The organism is Vibrio sp. 10N.247.310.17 (assembly GCF_041466605.1).
Classification (GTDB): Bacteria; Pseudomonadota; Gammaproteobacteria; order Enterobacterales; family Vibrionaceae; genus Vibrio; species Vibrio tasmaniensis_A.
On record NZ_JBFSTC010000071.1, the window covers coordinates 14,024 to 28,642 of the forward strand.

14 protein-coding genes are annotated in these 14,619 nt (G+C 45.4%); 11 read left to right on the forward strand and 3 right to left on the reverse strand.

Annotated elements, in window-relative coordinates:
* Nucleotides 1-6: 6 nt before the first annotated feature.
* The 3 genes from AB6D80_RS17680 to cysD form a co-directional block, all read right to left on the reverse strand.
* Nucleotides 7-1,731 (reverse strand): SLC13 family permease, encoded by a 1,725-nt coding sequence (locus AB6D80_RS17680; RefSeq protein ID WP_009847766.1) that lies wholly within the window; start codon nt 1,729-1,731, stop codon nt 7-9.
* 65 nt (nt 1,732-1,796) lie between these two features.
* A complete protein-coding gene (gene cysN, locus AB6D80_RS17685; RefSeq protein WP_004735272.1) occupies nt 1,797-3,227 on the reverse strand; it encodes a sulfate adenylyltransferase subunit CysN in 1,431 nt (476 codons plus the stop codon).
* Nucleotides 3,228-3,245: 18 nt separating this feature from the next.
* Complete coding sequence (gene cysD / locus AB6D80_RS17690; protein WP_226974827.1) at nt 3,246-4,190, reverse strand: sulfate adenylyltransferase subunit CysD; 945 nt, start codon at nt 4,188-4,190, stop codon at nt 3,246-3,248.
* Between the two features lie 415 nt (nt 4,191-4,605).
* On the opposite strand from cysD, the gene AB6D80_RS17695 reads away from it, so the two are divergent.
* The 11 genes from AB6D80_RS17695 to AB6D80_RS17745 all read left to right on the forward strand — a co-directional run bounded on the left by AB6D80_RS17695 (nt 4,606) and on the right by AB6D80_RS17745 (nt 14,565).
* Nucleotides 4,606-6,582, forward strand: coding sequence for a bifunctional 2',3'-cyclic-nucleotide 2'-phosphodiesterase/3'-nucleotidase (locus AB6D80_RS17695; RefSeq protein WP_017096578.1), 1,977 nt, complete (start codon nt 4,606-4,608; stop codon nt 6,580-6,582).
* 284 nt (nt 6,583-6,866) lie between these two features.
* Nucleotides 6,867-7,454: a DedA family protein gene (locus AB6D80_RS17700; RefSeq protein WP_269335828.1), complete on the forward strand. Its 588-nt coding sequence runs from the start codon at nt 6,867-6,869 to the stop codon at nt 7,452-7,454.
* Entirely contained in the window at nt 7,451-8,584 is a 1,134-nt protein-coding gene (locus AB6D80_RS17705) for an ATP-grasp domain-containing protein (protein WP_135384618.1), read from the forward strand. Before AB6D80_RS17700 ends, AB6D80_RS17705 begins: the two co-directional genes overlap by 4 nt.
* Before the next feature lie 19 nt (nt 8,585-8,603).
* The gene (locus AB6D80_RS17710) at nt 8,604-9,146 is read left to right on the forward strand and encodes a DinB family protein (protein WP_017078811.1); all 543 of its coding nucleotides are present in this window, start codon (nt 8,604-8,606) and stop codon (nt 9,144-9,146) included.
* Nucleotides 9,147-9,148: 2 nt separating this feature from the next.
* The gene (locus AB6D80_RS17715; RefSeq protein ID WP_372189169.1) at nt 9,149-9,898 is read left to right on the forward strand and encodes an NRDE family protein; all 750 of its coding nucleotides are present in this window, start codon (nt 9,149-9,151) and stop codon (nt 9,896-9,898) included.
* Between the two features lie 12 nt (nt 9,899-9,910).
* On the forward strand, nt 9,911-10,348 hold the full coding sequence (locus AB6D80_RS17720; protein WP_372189170.1) for a YHS domain-containing (seleno)protein: 438 nt from the start codon (nt 9,911-9,913) through the stop codon (nt 10,346-10,348).
* Nucleotides 10,349-10,358: 10 nt separating this feature from the next.
* Complete coding sequence (locus AB6D80_RS17725; protein WP_372189172.1) at nt 10,359-10,802, forward strand: hypothetical protein; 444 nt, start codon at nt 10,359-10,361, stop codon at nt 10,800-10,802.
* A 12-nt stretch (nt 10,803-10,814) separates the two neighbouring features.
* Nucleotides 10,815-12,569 carry a lysophospholipid acyltransferase family protein gene (locus AB6D80_RS17730; RefSeq protein WP_102314630.1) on the forward strand — a complete coding sequence of 585 codons (1,755 nt, stop codon included), beginning with the start codon at nt 10,815-10,817 and terminating at the stop codon, nt 12,567-12,569.
* Nucleotides 12,570-12,640: 71 nt separating this feature from the next.
* Nucleotides 12,641-13,207 (forward strand): Crp/Fnr family transcriptional regulator, encoded by a 567-nt coding sequence (locus AB6D80_RS17735; RefSeq protein ID WP_017067547.1) that lies wholly within the window; start codon nt 12,641-12,643, stop codon nt 13,205-13,207.
* 57 nt (nt 13,208-13,264) lie between these two features.
* Nucleotides 13,265-13,717: a GNAT family N-acetyltransferase gene (locus AB6D80_RS17740; RefSeq protein ID WP_012604899.1), complete on the forward strand. Its 453-nt coding sequence runs from the start codon at nt 13,265-13,267 to the stop codon at nt 13,715-13,717.
* The gene (locus AB6D80_RS17745) at nt 13,717-14,565 is read left to right on the forward strand and encodes a DMT family transporter (RefSeq protein ID WP_012604900.1); all 849 of its coding nucleotides are present in this window, start codon (nt 13,717-13,719) and stop codon (nt 14,563-14,565) included. The genes AB6D80_RS17740 and AB6D80_RS17745 overlap by 1 nt, the downstream gene beginning before the upstream one ends.
* Nucleotides 14,566-14,619 lie beyond the last annotated feature (54 nt).

Consider the following 14,619-nt stretch of genomic DNA (forward strand, 5'->3'; position numbering starts at 1 on the left):
ACAGCATTAAAATGGGAAAAAGTAAGGAATCAGGGTCAGCACCAAGCCCGAATAGACAATCGAGATTGGGATGCCGATACGTAGATAATCCGTGAGATGGTAATTACCTACGCTATAAACAAGTAAATTAGTTTGGTAGCCGTATGGCGAAATAAAACTGGCACTGGCACCAAATAGAACCGCCATAATGAATGGCATAGGGTCAACGCCATAGCCGATAGCCATGCTATAGCCGATTGGGAAAGAGAGTGCTGCGGCCGCATTATTGGTAACCAGTTCTGTTAGAACCAAGGTCATAAAATAGGTCGCGACTAACGCACCAAACACGCCCCAGCCATTAAAGGCTTCCATAAACATCAGCCCCATACGCTCAGACAGCCCAGATGAAATCATCAGTTGAGCAATAGACAGAGCGGAGCCAACGATCACCACAATATCAACCGGAAAACGGCGACGGAGTTCACCCAGTTGCACCACACCAAAGGCCACCAGCAACAGTAAGAAACCAGCCAGCCCTTTGATAATCGGCACGACTTCAGCAAGGGCTAGACCAATCACACTGGCAAAACCGAGCAATACAAACGTCGATTTATCGGCATCAAGCTTGGCACTCGAGTCCAAGTCATTCATCAACACAAACTCTTTGTTGTGTTGCTGGCGCTGTTCTTCAAAGCGTTTACCGGGAACCAAAATCAAGGTATCACCAGCGGTTAGTGTGATGTTTCCAAGACCACCTTCAAGGCGCTCATGGCCACGGCGAATGGCAACCACCACCGCATCGAAGCGATCTCTAAACTGGCTGGTTTTGAGGGTTTTATTACAGAAGCTTGCAGACGAACTCACTACTACTTCAACAAAGCTCTGGCCGTTAAGGTGATGCTGGCCAAACAGGGTCAACCCTTGAATTTCTTGTAGTGTCGCTACGCTTTCAACGTCGCCACAAAACAGCAACCGGTCACGGGCTTGAAGAATAAAATCAGGGTCAATCGAAGCCGTGGTCTTACCGTCGCGAATCACTTCGGCTAAGAACAATTTTCTCAAAGCTCTTAGATTATTTTCGCTAACACTGCGGCCAACTAGTGGTGAGCCCGGCTCCACTCTTGCTTCTAAGAAGTAAGGTAGATCGTCTTGAGATCCATCATCGTAGCTGGGTAAGAAGTAGCTCAGAGGAATGAGGATCAACACACCACCGACCAACACAGCTAAACCGATCAAGGTCGGTGTGAAAAAGTTTAAACTTGGCAAACCCGCATCTTCAACAAAGCTATTGATGATCAAGTTGGTAGAGGTGCCGATCAATGTCAGGGTTCCGCCTAAAATGGCAGCGTATGACAAAGGGATAAGTAACTTAGATGGCGCGTGCTGTTGATTGCGTTTGATCGCACCGATCAAAGAGACAACCACCGCTGTGTTATTAGTAAAAGAAGAAAGTAGCGCTGTGGAAATACCCAACTTCGCAACCACGGTACCTAGCCTACCTTCAGAGATGTTGCGGCTAACCCAGCTGATTAAGCGAGTTTTCTCCAACGCACTTGATGCGAGGATCAGAAGAATTAAAGTCAGTAACGAGGAGTTAGTGAAGTTATTGGCTAGGCTCGACAAGTCGATCATACCAGCCATAAAAGCAATAAAAGCCGCGCCAGCAAAGATAAAGCTTGGCTTAATACGGGTAACGAGCAGGCAAGTAATGATGCCGAGCAAAATCGCTAATACAAATCCTTGTTGCCACATATACCCGTCCTTTATGGCGGAAACAATCGGTTTCCGCCTGATTCAATAAGCTGTTACTTGGTCGTTTATGACTTCAGTAGTTGGCTTAGATCTTTGGCATCCCAATGAGGGAAGTGCTTGCGTACCAATGCGTTGAACTCAAGTTCAAATGCAGAGAAGTTACCGACTTGCTGTTCAACAGAGTCCAAACGGTCTCGAATCAAACCAGCACCAACCGTCACATTAGTCAGGCGGTCGATAACAATGAAACCACCGGTGTCCGCACTCTCACGGTATTTATCCAGCGCGACGGTCTCGTTCAATGACCATTCACACAAACCAATACCATTCAGTGGCAACTCATCAACAGCGTGAGTCGACAGGTTGTTGATATCATATTGATGACGAACCGTTTCAACCTGACCGACGGTTTTCTTACCTGCGATCTTGATGTCGTAAGCTTTACCCGGTTGCAGTGGTTGCTCTGTCATCCACACGATGTCTGCCAATACATGGTTGGTTGATTCAATCTGTGCATTTTCTAGCACAATCAAATCACCACGGCTGATATCGATTTCATCTTCAAGAGTCAGTGTTACCGCCAAACCCGCTTGTGCTGATTCAAGTTCACCATCAAAGGTCACAATGCTTGCCACCTTAGAGGTTTTACCTGAAGGCAACGCCTTGATTTCATCACCGACGCTGACACGACCAGAAGCCACGGTGCCGGCAAAGCCACGGAAATCTAAGTTAGGACGATTGACATACTGCACAGGGAAACGGAATTCGCCCGCAGAACGTTTTTGGTCAATGTCTACGTTCTCTAACACTTCTAATAGCGATGGACCTTCGAACCATGCAAGCTCTTTGCTTGGCGCAGCAACGTTAATACCTTCAAGTGCCGAAACTGGCAGAATCTGAATATTAGTTTCGCCCTCTAGGTTTTCAGCAAACTCTAGGTACTGATCGCGAATCTCCTCAAAACGATCTTGCGAGTACTCGACGAGATCCATTTTGTTGACTGCGACGATGAAATGCTTCAAACCAAGCAGGTTAGAAATAAACGAGTGACGACGTGTTTGATCCAGTACACCCTTACGAGCATCAATCAAGATCACAGCCAGATCACACGTTGAAGCGCCTGTTGCCATATTACGCGTGTACTGCTCATGCCCAGGGGTATCAGCAATAATGAATTTACGTTTTTGAGTCGAGAAGTAGCGATAAGCCACATCGATCGTGATGCCTTGCTCACGCTCAGCCTGTAAACCATCAACAAGCAATGCCAAGTCAGGTTTCTCACCTGTAGTACCCACTCGTTGGCTATCAGAGTGAACCGCTGCTAGCTGATCTTCATAAATCTGTTTTGTATCATGGAGCAAGCGACCGATTAAGGTACTTTTACCGTCATCTACCGAGCCACAAGTTAAAAATCTAAGCATAGATTTATGCTGATGCTGACTTAGATAACCTTCAATCCCTAGTTCAGCCAATTCGGCTTCTACTGCACTATTCATTTTTCTTTCCTTAGATTCTTAGAAATAACCTTGGCGCTTTTTCAGCTCCATAGAGCCCGACTGATCATGGTCAATCGCTCGACCTTGACGCTCACTGGACGTCGCCACCAGCATCTCTTCAATAATGCCTGTTAGCGTATTCGCCTCAGATTCAACGGCTCCGGTTAGTGGGTAACAGCCCAAAGTACGGAAGCGAACGCTTTTTTCTTCAATCACTTCACCTTCTTGCAGTTCCATACGGTCATCATCAACCATGATCAGCATGCCATCACGCTCAACCACAGGACGTTTATCAGATAGGTAAAGCGGAACAATATCGATGCTCTCTAGGTAGATGTATTGCCAGATATCAAGCTCAGTCCAGTTAGATAGTGGGAAGACACGAATGCTTTCGCCCTTATTAACCTGACCGTTGTAGGTGTGCCAAAGCTCTGGACGCTGGTTTTTTGGATCCCATGTATGGTTCTTATCGCGGAAAGAATAAACACGCTCTTTTGCTCGAGATTTTTCTTCATCACGACGCGCACCACCAAAAGCGGCATCGAACCCGTACTTGTTTAACGCCTGCTTAAGGCCTTGAGTTTTCATGATGTCTGTATGCTTAGAAGAGCCATGTACGAATGGGCTACACCCCATCTCAATACCTTCTGGGTTCTTATGTACTAAAAGGTCGAAGCCGTACTTTTTAGCCGTACGATCACGAAACTCAATCATCTCGCGGAATTTCCAATCCGTATCTACATGCAATAGTGGGAATGGAATCTTGCCTGGATAAAACGCTTTGCGAGCTAAATGAAGCATCACAGAAGAATCTTTACCGATGGAGTACATCATCACTGGGTTATCAAACTCAGCAGCAACTTCACGGATAATATGAATACTTTCCGCTTCAAGCTGTTTTAGGTGGGTTAAACGTTCTTGGTCCATTTCAGTGCTTCCTTTAAGGCTCGCAGTACGAGCAATTCATTACTTGGTCTTGCCAAGCAAGGGATTTAACTCATCCACTTGAGTGAATGGGAGTATTGGCACTAGAAGAAAACAGAAGCTTCGTTTTGAGCTATCCTTGCTATTCATCTGCCTGATACGTCCTTGATATAGGCATTATGACGAGCCTCTCATATTACTGGAAATTCTAAAATTTCATTTTTTATTCGAAAAGCTGATAAGGGATGAGATTCATCGATAAATTGGTGAAATGAATGGACTAATATTATCGATATCAGTTGCGCATCGATTGAGCAGCTTTGGGAGGTGTCTTGCAGAACACTATAAAGTAATCGATCTAAGTCACGAATTAACATTCGCTGTAATCATTGTTTCATTCCATTTTGTTACATTACGCAACGAATTTTCTACTAATCCACTTTGGGGCTCCAAAATGAAAGTTGCAATGAAACCTTTGTCATTGGCTGTACTTGCTGGTCTTGGTCTGACTTTAGCTGGCTGCACAACAACACCAGATACCGATGAAGTGATTAAATTACGTGTCGTAGAAACGACGGATATCCATACCAACCTAATGGATTACGACTACTACAAAGACAAGCCGTCGAAAAAAATCGGCTTAGCACGTACTGCAACTCTAGTAAAAGAAGCTCAAAGCGAAGTAACCAACAGCGTATTAGTTGATAACGGTGACTTGCTGCAAGGTAGCCCGATGGGTGACTACATGGCAGACAAAGGCATCGAGGCTGGCGAAGTTCACCCTGCATATAAAGCAATGAACCAACTAAGCTACGACGCTGCAAACCTAGGTAACCACGAATTCAACTACGGTCTTGAGTTCCTAGAAGAATCTATTAACGACGCTGATTTCCCGTACATCAGTGCTAACGTTTACGACGCAGAAACCAAAGAACACTACTTCACGCCATACATCATCAAGACGCACACCTTTGAAGATACTGCTGGCGTAGAACATGAAGTAAAAGTGGGTTACATCGGTTTTGTTCCACCACAAATCATGACGTGGGATAAGAAGAACCTTGAAGGCAAAGTGATCGCTCGCGATATCATTGAGACAGCTAACGAGTTAGTGCCTCAAATGAAAGCGGAAGGCGCTGAAGTAATCGTTGCTATCCCTCACTCAGGCGTATCAACTGACCCGTACAAAAATGGCGAAGAGAACTCAACGTTCTACCTATCTGAAGTAGACGGCATTGATGCAATCGCATTTGGTCACTCTCACGCAGTATTCCCAGGAAAAGGTTTTGATGACATTCAAGGCATCAACAACGAAACGGGCACAATGAACGGCGTTGCGGCTGTAATGCCAGGCCGCTGGGGTAGCCACGTTGGTGTTATGGATCTAACACTTGCACAAAAAGACGGTAAGTGGGAAGTTGTTAAAGGCCAATCAGAAGCACGCCCAATCTACGACAAGGTAGAAAAGAAATCTCTTGCTGCTGCTGATGAAGGCATCGTTTCTGCACTAGAAAAAGACCACGCAGGTACTCGTGAGTTTGTTAACCAACCGATTGGTAAAGCAGACGATGTGATGTACAGCTTCTTGTCTCTAGTACAAGACGATCCAACTGTTCAAATCGTGAACCTTGCGCAAAAAGATTACGTTGAGCAGTTCATCCAAGGTGATCCAGACTTAGATGGCACACCTGTACTTTCAGCAGCTGCACCATTCAAAGCAGGCGGCCGTAAGAATGACCCAGCGAACTTCACTGAAGTTGAATCTGGTCAACTGACATTCCGTAACGCGGCTGACTTATACCTTTACCCGAACACGCTAGTTGCAATGAAGGTAACAGGCCACGAAGTAAAAGAGTGGCTTGAGTGTTCTGCTGGTCAATTCCAACAAATAGATGTTAATTCGACCGCACCACAGCAGTTGGTTGAATGGGACGGCTTCCGCACTTACAACTTTGATGTCATCGATGGCGTTGAGTACCAAATCGATGTTACACAACCAGCAAAATACGATGGTAACTGTAAAGTTATTAATGAAGGCTCTGAGCGTATCGTAGGTCTAACTTACCAAGGTAAGCCAATCGACGTGAAGCAAGACTTCCTGATCGCAACCAACAACTACCGAGCATACAGCAATAAGTTCCCAGGTACGGGTGAAGACTTCATCGCATTTGATGCACCAGATGAGAACCGTACTGTTCTAGCGAACTACATCTCTCGAGTGAGCAAAGAGCAAGGTCAAGTGAGCCCAACGGCTGATAACAACTGGTCATTTGCGCCAATCAAAACGGATAAAAAGCTAGATATCCGCTTTGAAACATCTCCAAGCGACAAAGCGGCAGAGTTCATCAAAGAAAAGGGTCAATACCCGATGAAACGTGTTGCGACTGACGATGTTGGTTTTGCTGTTTACCAGATTGACCTAACTAAATAGATTACCCTGTAATCCATAGTTAACGTTCAAAAAGGCTGAGTTTAACGATTCAGCCTTTTTCTTTTGTTATTTATAAACCAAATCCACAGCCCTACTTTTCTCACCGTAAACGCCCGCTAATTCAATACCCAAACAGCGCGACTCAAACCGCCAATAAAATCAAAAACATATAAAAAAGCAGCAATCGCCTGTAAGTTTTTCTCTGCTCCTCCTGTCTATTTAATTTACTACACTCAATGAATGGCCAACAAGCTATTCATCTATAGGATAGATAAGGACATTTGATGAGCACCGTTGAGAGCATTCAAGCATGGTTAAATACAGGAGAGGAATCGCTGCTATGGCTGATGCTTGGCATTATCGCGCTTTCTTACTTGCTTGAAGATCTGGCGATTGTTACAGCTGCAGGTTTAGCAACTCAAGGACTCATGCTTCCTCAATATGCGTTGCTTGCCATTTTCATCGGCATTGCCACAGGTGATATCGGTCTCTATTACCTAGGTAAATCAGGACGTTATTTCCGAGGCGTTCGTTACAAAGCCCTCACCAATCGATACTTTCGTGCACTTCGTACTAAATTACGTCAAAACGCTTTCAGCAGTCTTTTTGTCATCCGCTTTATTCCCGGACTTCGTACCGTCGGTTTTACCTTAAGTGGCTTTTTCGCAATCCCACTGCCTACTTTCTTGTTTGCCGTTATTAGTGCCACTGCGCTCTGGACTGGCATTGTCTTCTCTGCCATCTACTATTTAGGGACATCAGCGTGGCTGCAAGCCTCTGAATATCAATGGATCATCATCCCGTGTGCCATCGCTTTGCTGTTTATCGGCAATCGATTAATGAATAGAACCTACTCTAGAGGATTATCATGAGTTCACCGCAAGATATTCGCATCATTCCAGCACATCAAATCAATGCAGGCATGCCCTTGCTTGAAAAAGATACCGTGCGCAGTGTCTCTCCTTATGAGTTTCTTCCAACGTGGTTCTTCTACACGCCAGTGGTGATTCAAAGCCTGATGCAAGGGTTACGGCACTTTGACTGGGCGCTACCGCTCATCGCCAACCCGAGTATTAAGTTAAGCGGCATGGTAGGCGAATCAAAACACGAGATACTGAGCCTTGCTGGATCATCGAGTCAGCGTTGGATCTCTCCGTTTATCACCTTAACCAAAACGGATCTTAGCAGTAAGAAACAAGCCGAAGATGCGCGCAGCGCACTCATACAGTCGGACCTCGATTTCCCGATTGTGGCCAAACCGGATCTTGGCTGTCGAGGTGTTGGCGTTAAGCTGATCAACACACAAGATCAACTTGAGCAGTATGTTGAGTCTTTCCCAAATAATGCTCGCTTTCTATTGCAAGAAAAGGCGCCTTATCAAGCCGAGGCGGGTGTTTTCTATGTTCGCTACCCAAATAAAAAGCAAGGCGAGATCATCTCGATCACACTCAAGTACGCACCAATGGTGACGGGTGATGGCAGCTCGACACTCAAGCAGTTAATTGAAAATAGCCCGCGTGCCGGGCAGCTTAGTCACCTGTATCTACCGAGACATGAAGATAAATTGGATCAAGTGCTCGCAGAGGGCGAAGAGTTCCAACTCGCGTTTGCAGGTAGCCATAGCCGTGGCTGTATCTTCCGAGACGGCAACCAATACATCACTCAGGCTTTAACCGAACGCTTAGATGAGATATTCGACGACTTCGATGGCTTTCACTTTGGACGACTCGACGTCAAATTCAAGGACATGCACAGCCTAATGAACGGCGAGGACTTCACTATCCTTGAGGTCAATGGCGCAAGCAGTGAGGCCGGGCACATCTGGGATCGCAACACACCGCTGCGAGAGATATTTTCGACGCTACTCCTGCAATACCGCATTCTTTTTGATATTGGCGCTCAACAGAAACAAAGAGGCCACCAGCCTCCTTCTTTTAAGAGCTTATTTAACGCGTGGCAAGAAGAGCGACGTCTTGTTCAACAATATCCGACCACCGATTAACTTTGTACGAGGATCATGAATGAACCCCATAGCCCAACCGAGCGCCCTCACTTCTTTCTCTCCTAGTATCAAGGGAGCGGTAGAGATATTGAATCAGGGTTTAGAGTTTTTGTTAGCGATATCTGACAGCGACTATCTGACACGAGCAAAGCCGCACGTCACAAGTTCTATTGGTGAGCATACCCGTCACACGCTCGATCTTTTTCACGCTTTGATTTTAAAAGAGAACGCGACCGTTGATTACAACACTCGTCGTCGTGGTCACCCCGTCGAATTCGATAGGTCGATTGCGTTGAAAGAGATCCATTACGTGATCAATTGGCTTGAACGGTTAGACCGCAGAGATCTCGAAGCGCCTATCATGATCCAAACCGAAGTTTCGATGGATACACAAGTATTCGCCAGCCTGCCTTCTACGCTAGAAAGAGAAGTCACCTTTGCCGCGCTGCACGCCAATCATCATTACGCGATGATCAAGGTGATCACGACCTTTCTTGATGTCGAAACGTGCAACACCTTTGGTTATGCCCCAACCACCAGCAGCTATTTGAGGGAGCAATAATCATGTGTTCAGTATCTTGGCTGCTTGAAGACAATGGCTATCAGGTCTTCTTTAATCGTGATGAACAAAAGACACGGGCACTGGCGATGCCACCTAAACAATATCGAGTTAACGGCGTCGATATCATCATGCCACTCGACCCAACCGGCGGTGGTAGCTGGATCAGTATCAATGAGTTCGGGCTTTCGTTATGCCTACTCAATAACTATCAAGGCATCGTACCTGTTGGACCTTTGGTCAGCCGTGGTTTGTTACTCAAGAACCTATCATCGAGTCGTAATATCAGTCAGCTCTCTGAAGCATTTCATCAGCTCGACCTGCACTCTTTTGCCCCATTTACCTTGCTGGCTTTTGCGCCGAACTTAACTCAACACCATGGTTTGGTTATCGCCTATATGTGGGATGGCATTCAACAAAAAATAGTCGAAACCGATTCTCCGCTGTTTTCATCCGGTGTTGATTTAGAGCGAGTACAAGCCTACCGACAAGCAAAATACGATCAGCTTATGGCAACGGGTAAGAATCAACAGAACTTACTTCAGTTTCACTCTCACCATCACAGCGAACAACCTCATTTAGCGACCTGTATGCATCGTGAAGACGCGCACACCGTGAGCTTTACACATTTACGCAATGTACACGGCCAAGCCTCGATGTTTTACGCACCCGGCTCGCCTTGTGAACCCATTAAACCATGCCAGATAAATCAACAGCGTTTTACCTTCGATTTATCACCAGCAATCAATCTATAGATGGAGTCCATCATGAGAAAACTATTAACCATGGTCATGCTACTTGTTAGCCCATATGTCTTTGCCGCCGATGAAATCTACACAGGGTTCTTTAGCAGTAAGGCGCTCGATGGCTACGACACTGTGGCTTATTTCACTTCAGGTAAACCTATTGAAGGCAGTAAAAAATTCAGCACCGAGTACAAAGGCGCGGACTGGTATTTCTCTTCTGAAAAGAATCTGACTTTATTTGTTAATAATCCTGAAAAATATGCCCCTCAATATGGTGGTTATTGCGCTTGGGCTGTTTCAGCAAAAAGTGATTTTGCACCCGGAGACCCGAATCAATGGGCGATTGTTGATAACAAGCTTTACCTCAACTACGACCAAGAGATTAAACAGCGTTGGGAACAAGACCGAGCACAACATATTCAAAAAGCCGACACCATTTGGCCGCAACTGATCAAATAAGGGAATAACCATGACATTCACTCCAGCTAAACATATCCCTGCGGCATTTATTGCGTTTGTGTTCATTCAGTCGCTATTTTTTAAGTTCACCGGCTCATACGAAACTGAGCATATCTTTGGCACTTTGGCTACATGGTCTGGCTTGAGTTGGTTCGGTTCATTTGGCGGCTACTTGATTGGGTTTGCTGAATTGATTGCTGCCATTTTGCTGTTTACTCGTTGGCATGGCCTAGGTGCAATCATGAGTGTGGGAATTATGAGTGGTGCGATTTTCTTCCATCTGTTTACACCACTCGGTATTCAAATGCCTGAGTTTAATGCAGCGGGTGAAATTGTCGGTTATGACGGTGGATTACTGCTTGGTATGGCATGCCTAGTGTGGTTATGCGGTGCATTTTTAAGTGCGAAAGATTTCAAGAATCAAGACGGTTTCCTAAACAACTTTAGTCAATAAGGTAGCTTCATTATGATTGATAGTCCTTTTCGTTTACCACGTTACACGCCTTTTGGTTTAGGTGAGTCTGTTGTCGAGTGGGCAACTGGGCTATCTAAGCTAGATAAACTCTATCAAGATAGACCTGATGAGTTATCTAGTTTTGAATTCATGCATCACACCCTGTCGGCATTGAATATCGACTATTCTGTTTCCGCAGGCGCCACTGATAATATTCCTGAGGAAGGACCCGTAGTCATTGTAGCTAACCACCCGCTTGGCGCGATTGAAGGTGTGATCCTTGCTGATCTCGTAGGATCGGTAAGGAAGGATGTGAAGGTGTTAGCGAATGAGTTGCTCAAGCGACTGCCTGAACTGGACGATCTTTTCATCGGGGTCGATGTCTTTAACAGTAAAGAATCGAAACGCACCAACGCCAAAGCCATTCGAGATGCCAATCGTCATTTGGCAGACGGTGGATTGTTGATTGTGTTCCCTGCTGGCGAAGTATCGAGTTACCGTAAAGGGGCAAAAACACTGACAGACATCGAATGGAGCAAATCGGTTGCCAAGTTCGTCAAACGTCATCAGGCAACTACGGTTCCTATCTTTATCAATGGTAAAAACAGCGAGCTTTTCTACCAAGCTGGACGAGTTCATCCACTGCTAAGAACGGCTTTACTTGGGCGTGAACTTCTTAATAAACGAGCGACTACCATCTCTATCTCTATTGGCTCTTCAATCCCATACTCAGAGATAAAATCGTTTGAACAAGAGATGGATATCGTCAACTATCTGCGACTCAATACCTATCTGATGAGTCAACAAGATAGCCCTAGTACGCCAATCCATGCGCCCTCTTTTGACACTCAGGTTATTGCGCCTATTCCATCAGAAGTACTCTCTATAGAAGTCGCGTCACTTCCTCAAGAAATGAGATTACTGGAACAGGGAGATTTTGAGGTGTACTGCACACCGAGCCAGTCGATCCCCAATTTAATGCGCGAGATTGGTCGAGTAAGAGAGGAGAGCTTTAGAGAGGTCGGCGAAGGCAGCGGGCTTGCCTGTGATTTAGATGAGTATGACCTTTACTACCATCAACTGTTTGTGTGGAACAAAGCTAAGGCTGAACTGGTCGGGGCGTACCGACTTGGTATGGTCGACAAGTTGATCGCTGAGCACGGGCTTGATCAACTCTATTCCCGCAGTCTGTTTAACTACAATCAAGAATTCATCGATACCTTAGACAACAGTATCGAGCTTGGGCGTTCCGTAGTGAGCAAGCCTTATCAAAAGAGCCTTAACTCACTATTACTATTGTGGAAAGGTATCGCGGCCTTCGTGTATCGTCACCCTCAATACACTCACCTATTCGGCCCAGTCAGTATCAGTAATGATTACAGTCATAATGCGCGCCTGTTGATTGCGACGACCTTATCGATACATCATTATGACGAAGAAAAAGCAAATCTGGTTTCTCCTTCGTCACCACTTAATACCAGTAATCATGTGTTCTGGCAAAATCACCTGTTATCGTCATTGGCGAGTGTTCCTCTGCTCTCTAAAGTGTTAGCACGTATGGAGCAAGGAAAAGGCCTACCAGTATTACTGCGCCAGTATCTAGGGATGAACGGTAAGTTGGTGTGCTTTAACGTCGACCCATCATTTAATGATGCTCTGGATGGCTTGATTGTGGTTAACCTTAAGAAAGTACCACTGAAAACTCTTGGTAAATACATGGGTAGAGAACTTGCTCAAGATTATCTAGAACAGCACGCTCGACGCTGATTTAGCCCGCTCTGTACCTATACTCAAATAAGTGCGATGATTTCGACACTTATTTGGGTTAGGTTATTTCCATGCACACCTCTTTTATCGAACAACTACAAAGCTTCGACTTCTCTGAAAGTCAGATTGAATCTCTATTAGCCGTCGCGAAACCACTTGAGCTACCAACCAGACACATCCTGATCAATCAAGGTGAAATGGCGAGTTCAATCTACTTTGTACTTGAAGGCTTGTGCCACGCTTGTTATCTCACTGATGACGGCAAGCAATACAGCAAAGAGTTCTACTGGGAACAAGATTGGATCATCGGCTTTGAGAGTTTGATAAAAAACCAAGCGTCCCCTTACCTATTAGAAACGCTCACACCAATTACTATGTTAGAACTGCCAATGAACGCAGTTATCGAGTGGCGCGCATCAAACAACCCTTTGTATTTAAAGTTATTAGAAACTCAGCTGATGCATAAGGAAAACAAAGAACGCTTTATGCTGCTCTATACTCCAGAGCAACGCTATCAACTTTTCTGCGAACATTATCCCGACCTTGAACAGCGCTTGAACGACAATCAAATTGCTGCTTACCTCGGTATAACCGCGATCAGCCTGAGCAGAATCAAAGGTCGAATTAACAATAGTTAATGCCAACAATCATCGCACATAGTACATTCAGAGCATCGATAATCTCTGGATGTAAACATGATCACTTGGCACTCAATTCCCTTCTCTGAACTTTCAACACAGCAGCTTTATCAACTACTTAAATTACGAGTCGATGTGTTCGTCGTTGAACAAAATTGCCCTTATCCAGAACTCGACGGTAAAGATACACTCGCGGGTGTTGAACACTTGCTTGGCTATGCTGATGCAGAGTTAGTGGCGTGTGCACGCTTGTTACCACCAGGAACTTCTTACGACAACACCAGCATCGGTCGAGTGGCGACCAAGCAATCGGCAAGAGGTGATGGTTTAGGCCATCAATTGATAAAAGAAGCGTTAACACGCTGTGAGGCTCTTTGGCCAAGCACAACTATCGATATTGGTGCGCAACAACACCTAGAAGATTTCTATGCGAGCCACGGCTTCAAAACGATCTCTGAGATGTACTTGGAAGACGATATTCCGCACATTGATATGAGATTAGAGAAGTAATGTCGAATATCACTGTCGGTATCCTATTGCTGATTGCAGGTAATTTGTTTGCCTCGCTTTCCGACGTAGCGGTAAAACTGTTGAATGGCGAAGTGCCACCTCTTCAGTATATTTTTTTCCGACAGTTGATATCTCTGCTCATCATCACCCCTTTGTGGCTACAGCAGAAAAAGGAACAACGACGCTTACAGCAAGCCAAAGTGACCATCATACGCGGACAGCTAATACTAATTGGCAGTGGATGTATGGTTGTCGCGATTACCCACTTATCTTTGGCTACCGCCAACGCTGTATTTTATGTCGCGCCCTTATTGATGCTGCCTCTATCTATGTTTCTACTGAAAGAGCAACCAGCACTTGGCAAGGTCATCGCCACCACTATCGGTTTTATTGGTGCATTGATTGTCTTGAGGCCATCGCAATTTCATTGGGCTGCATTGTTTGCATTAGGCACAGCTCTGACGCTCGCACTGTTCAATGTATTGGTAAGAAAGCTTCCGAGTGAGCAAACGGTGATCACTACGCTGTGGTGGACAACGTTATTCTCTATTCCAGCATCATTGGTACTGTGCTTCCTATACTGGCAACCGGTATCGGTGGAGCATTTGGGATACATAGCACTCAGTGCAACGTTAATCTTGAGTTACAACGGCCTTGCGGTTGCTGCCTACCAAAAAGCACACTCTAGCCAAATTGCCTTGGCTGAGTATTCAGGACTGGTGTTTGTCGCGTTAATAGGTGCAATATGGTTTGATGAGATACCAGATACGTTAACCTTTATCGGTATTATGCTCATCATCTTGCCACTCGCCCCTTTCAAGCGACCAAAAAAAAGAGCTAATGCTTAGTAATGCCGATCAGTTAAAGCCAAAGTGATCGGTTGAAGGATCCTTCCGAGCTGT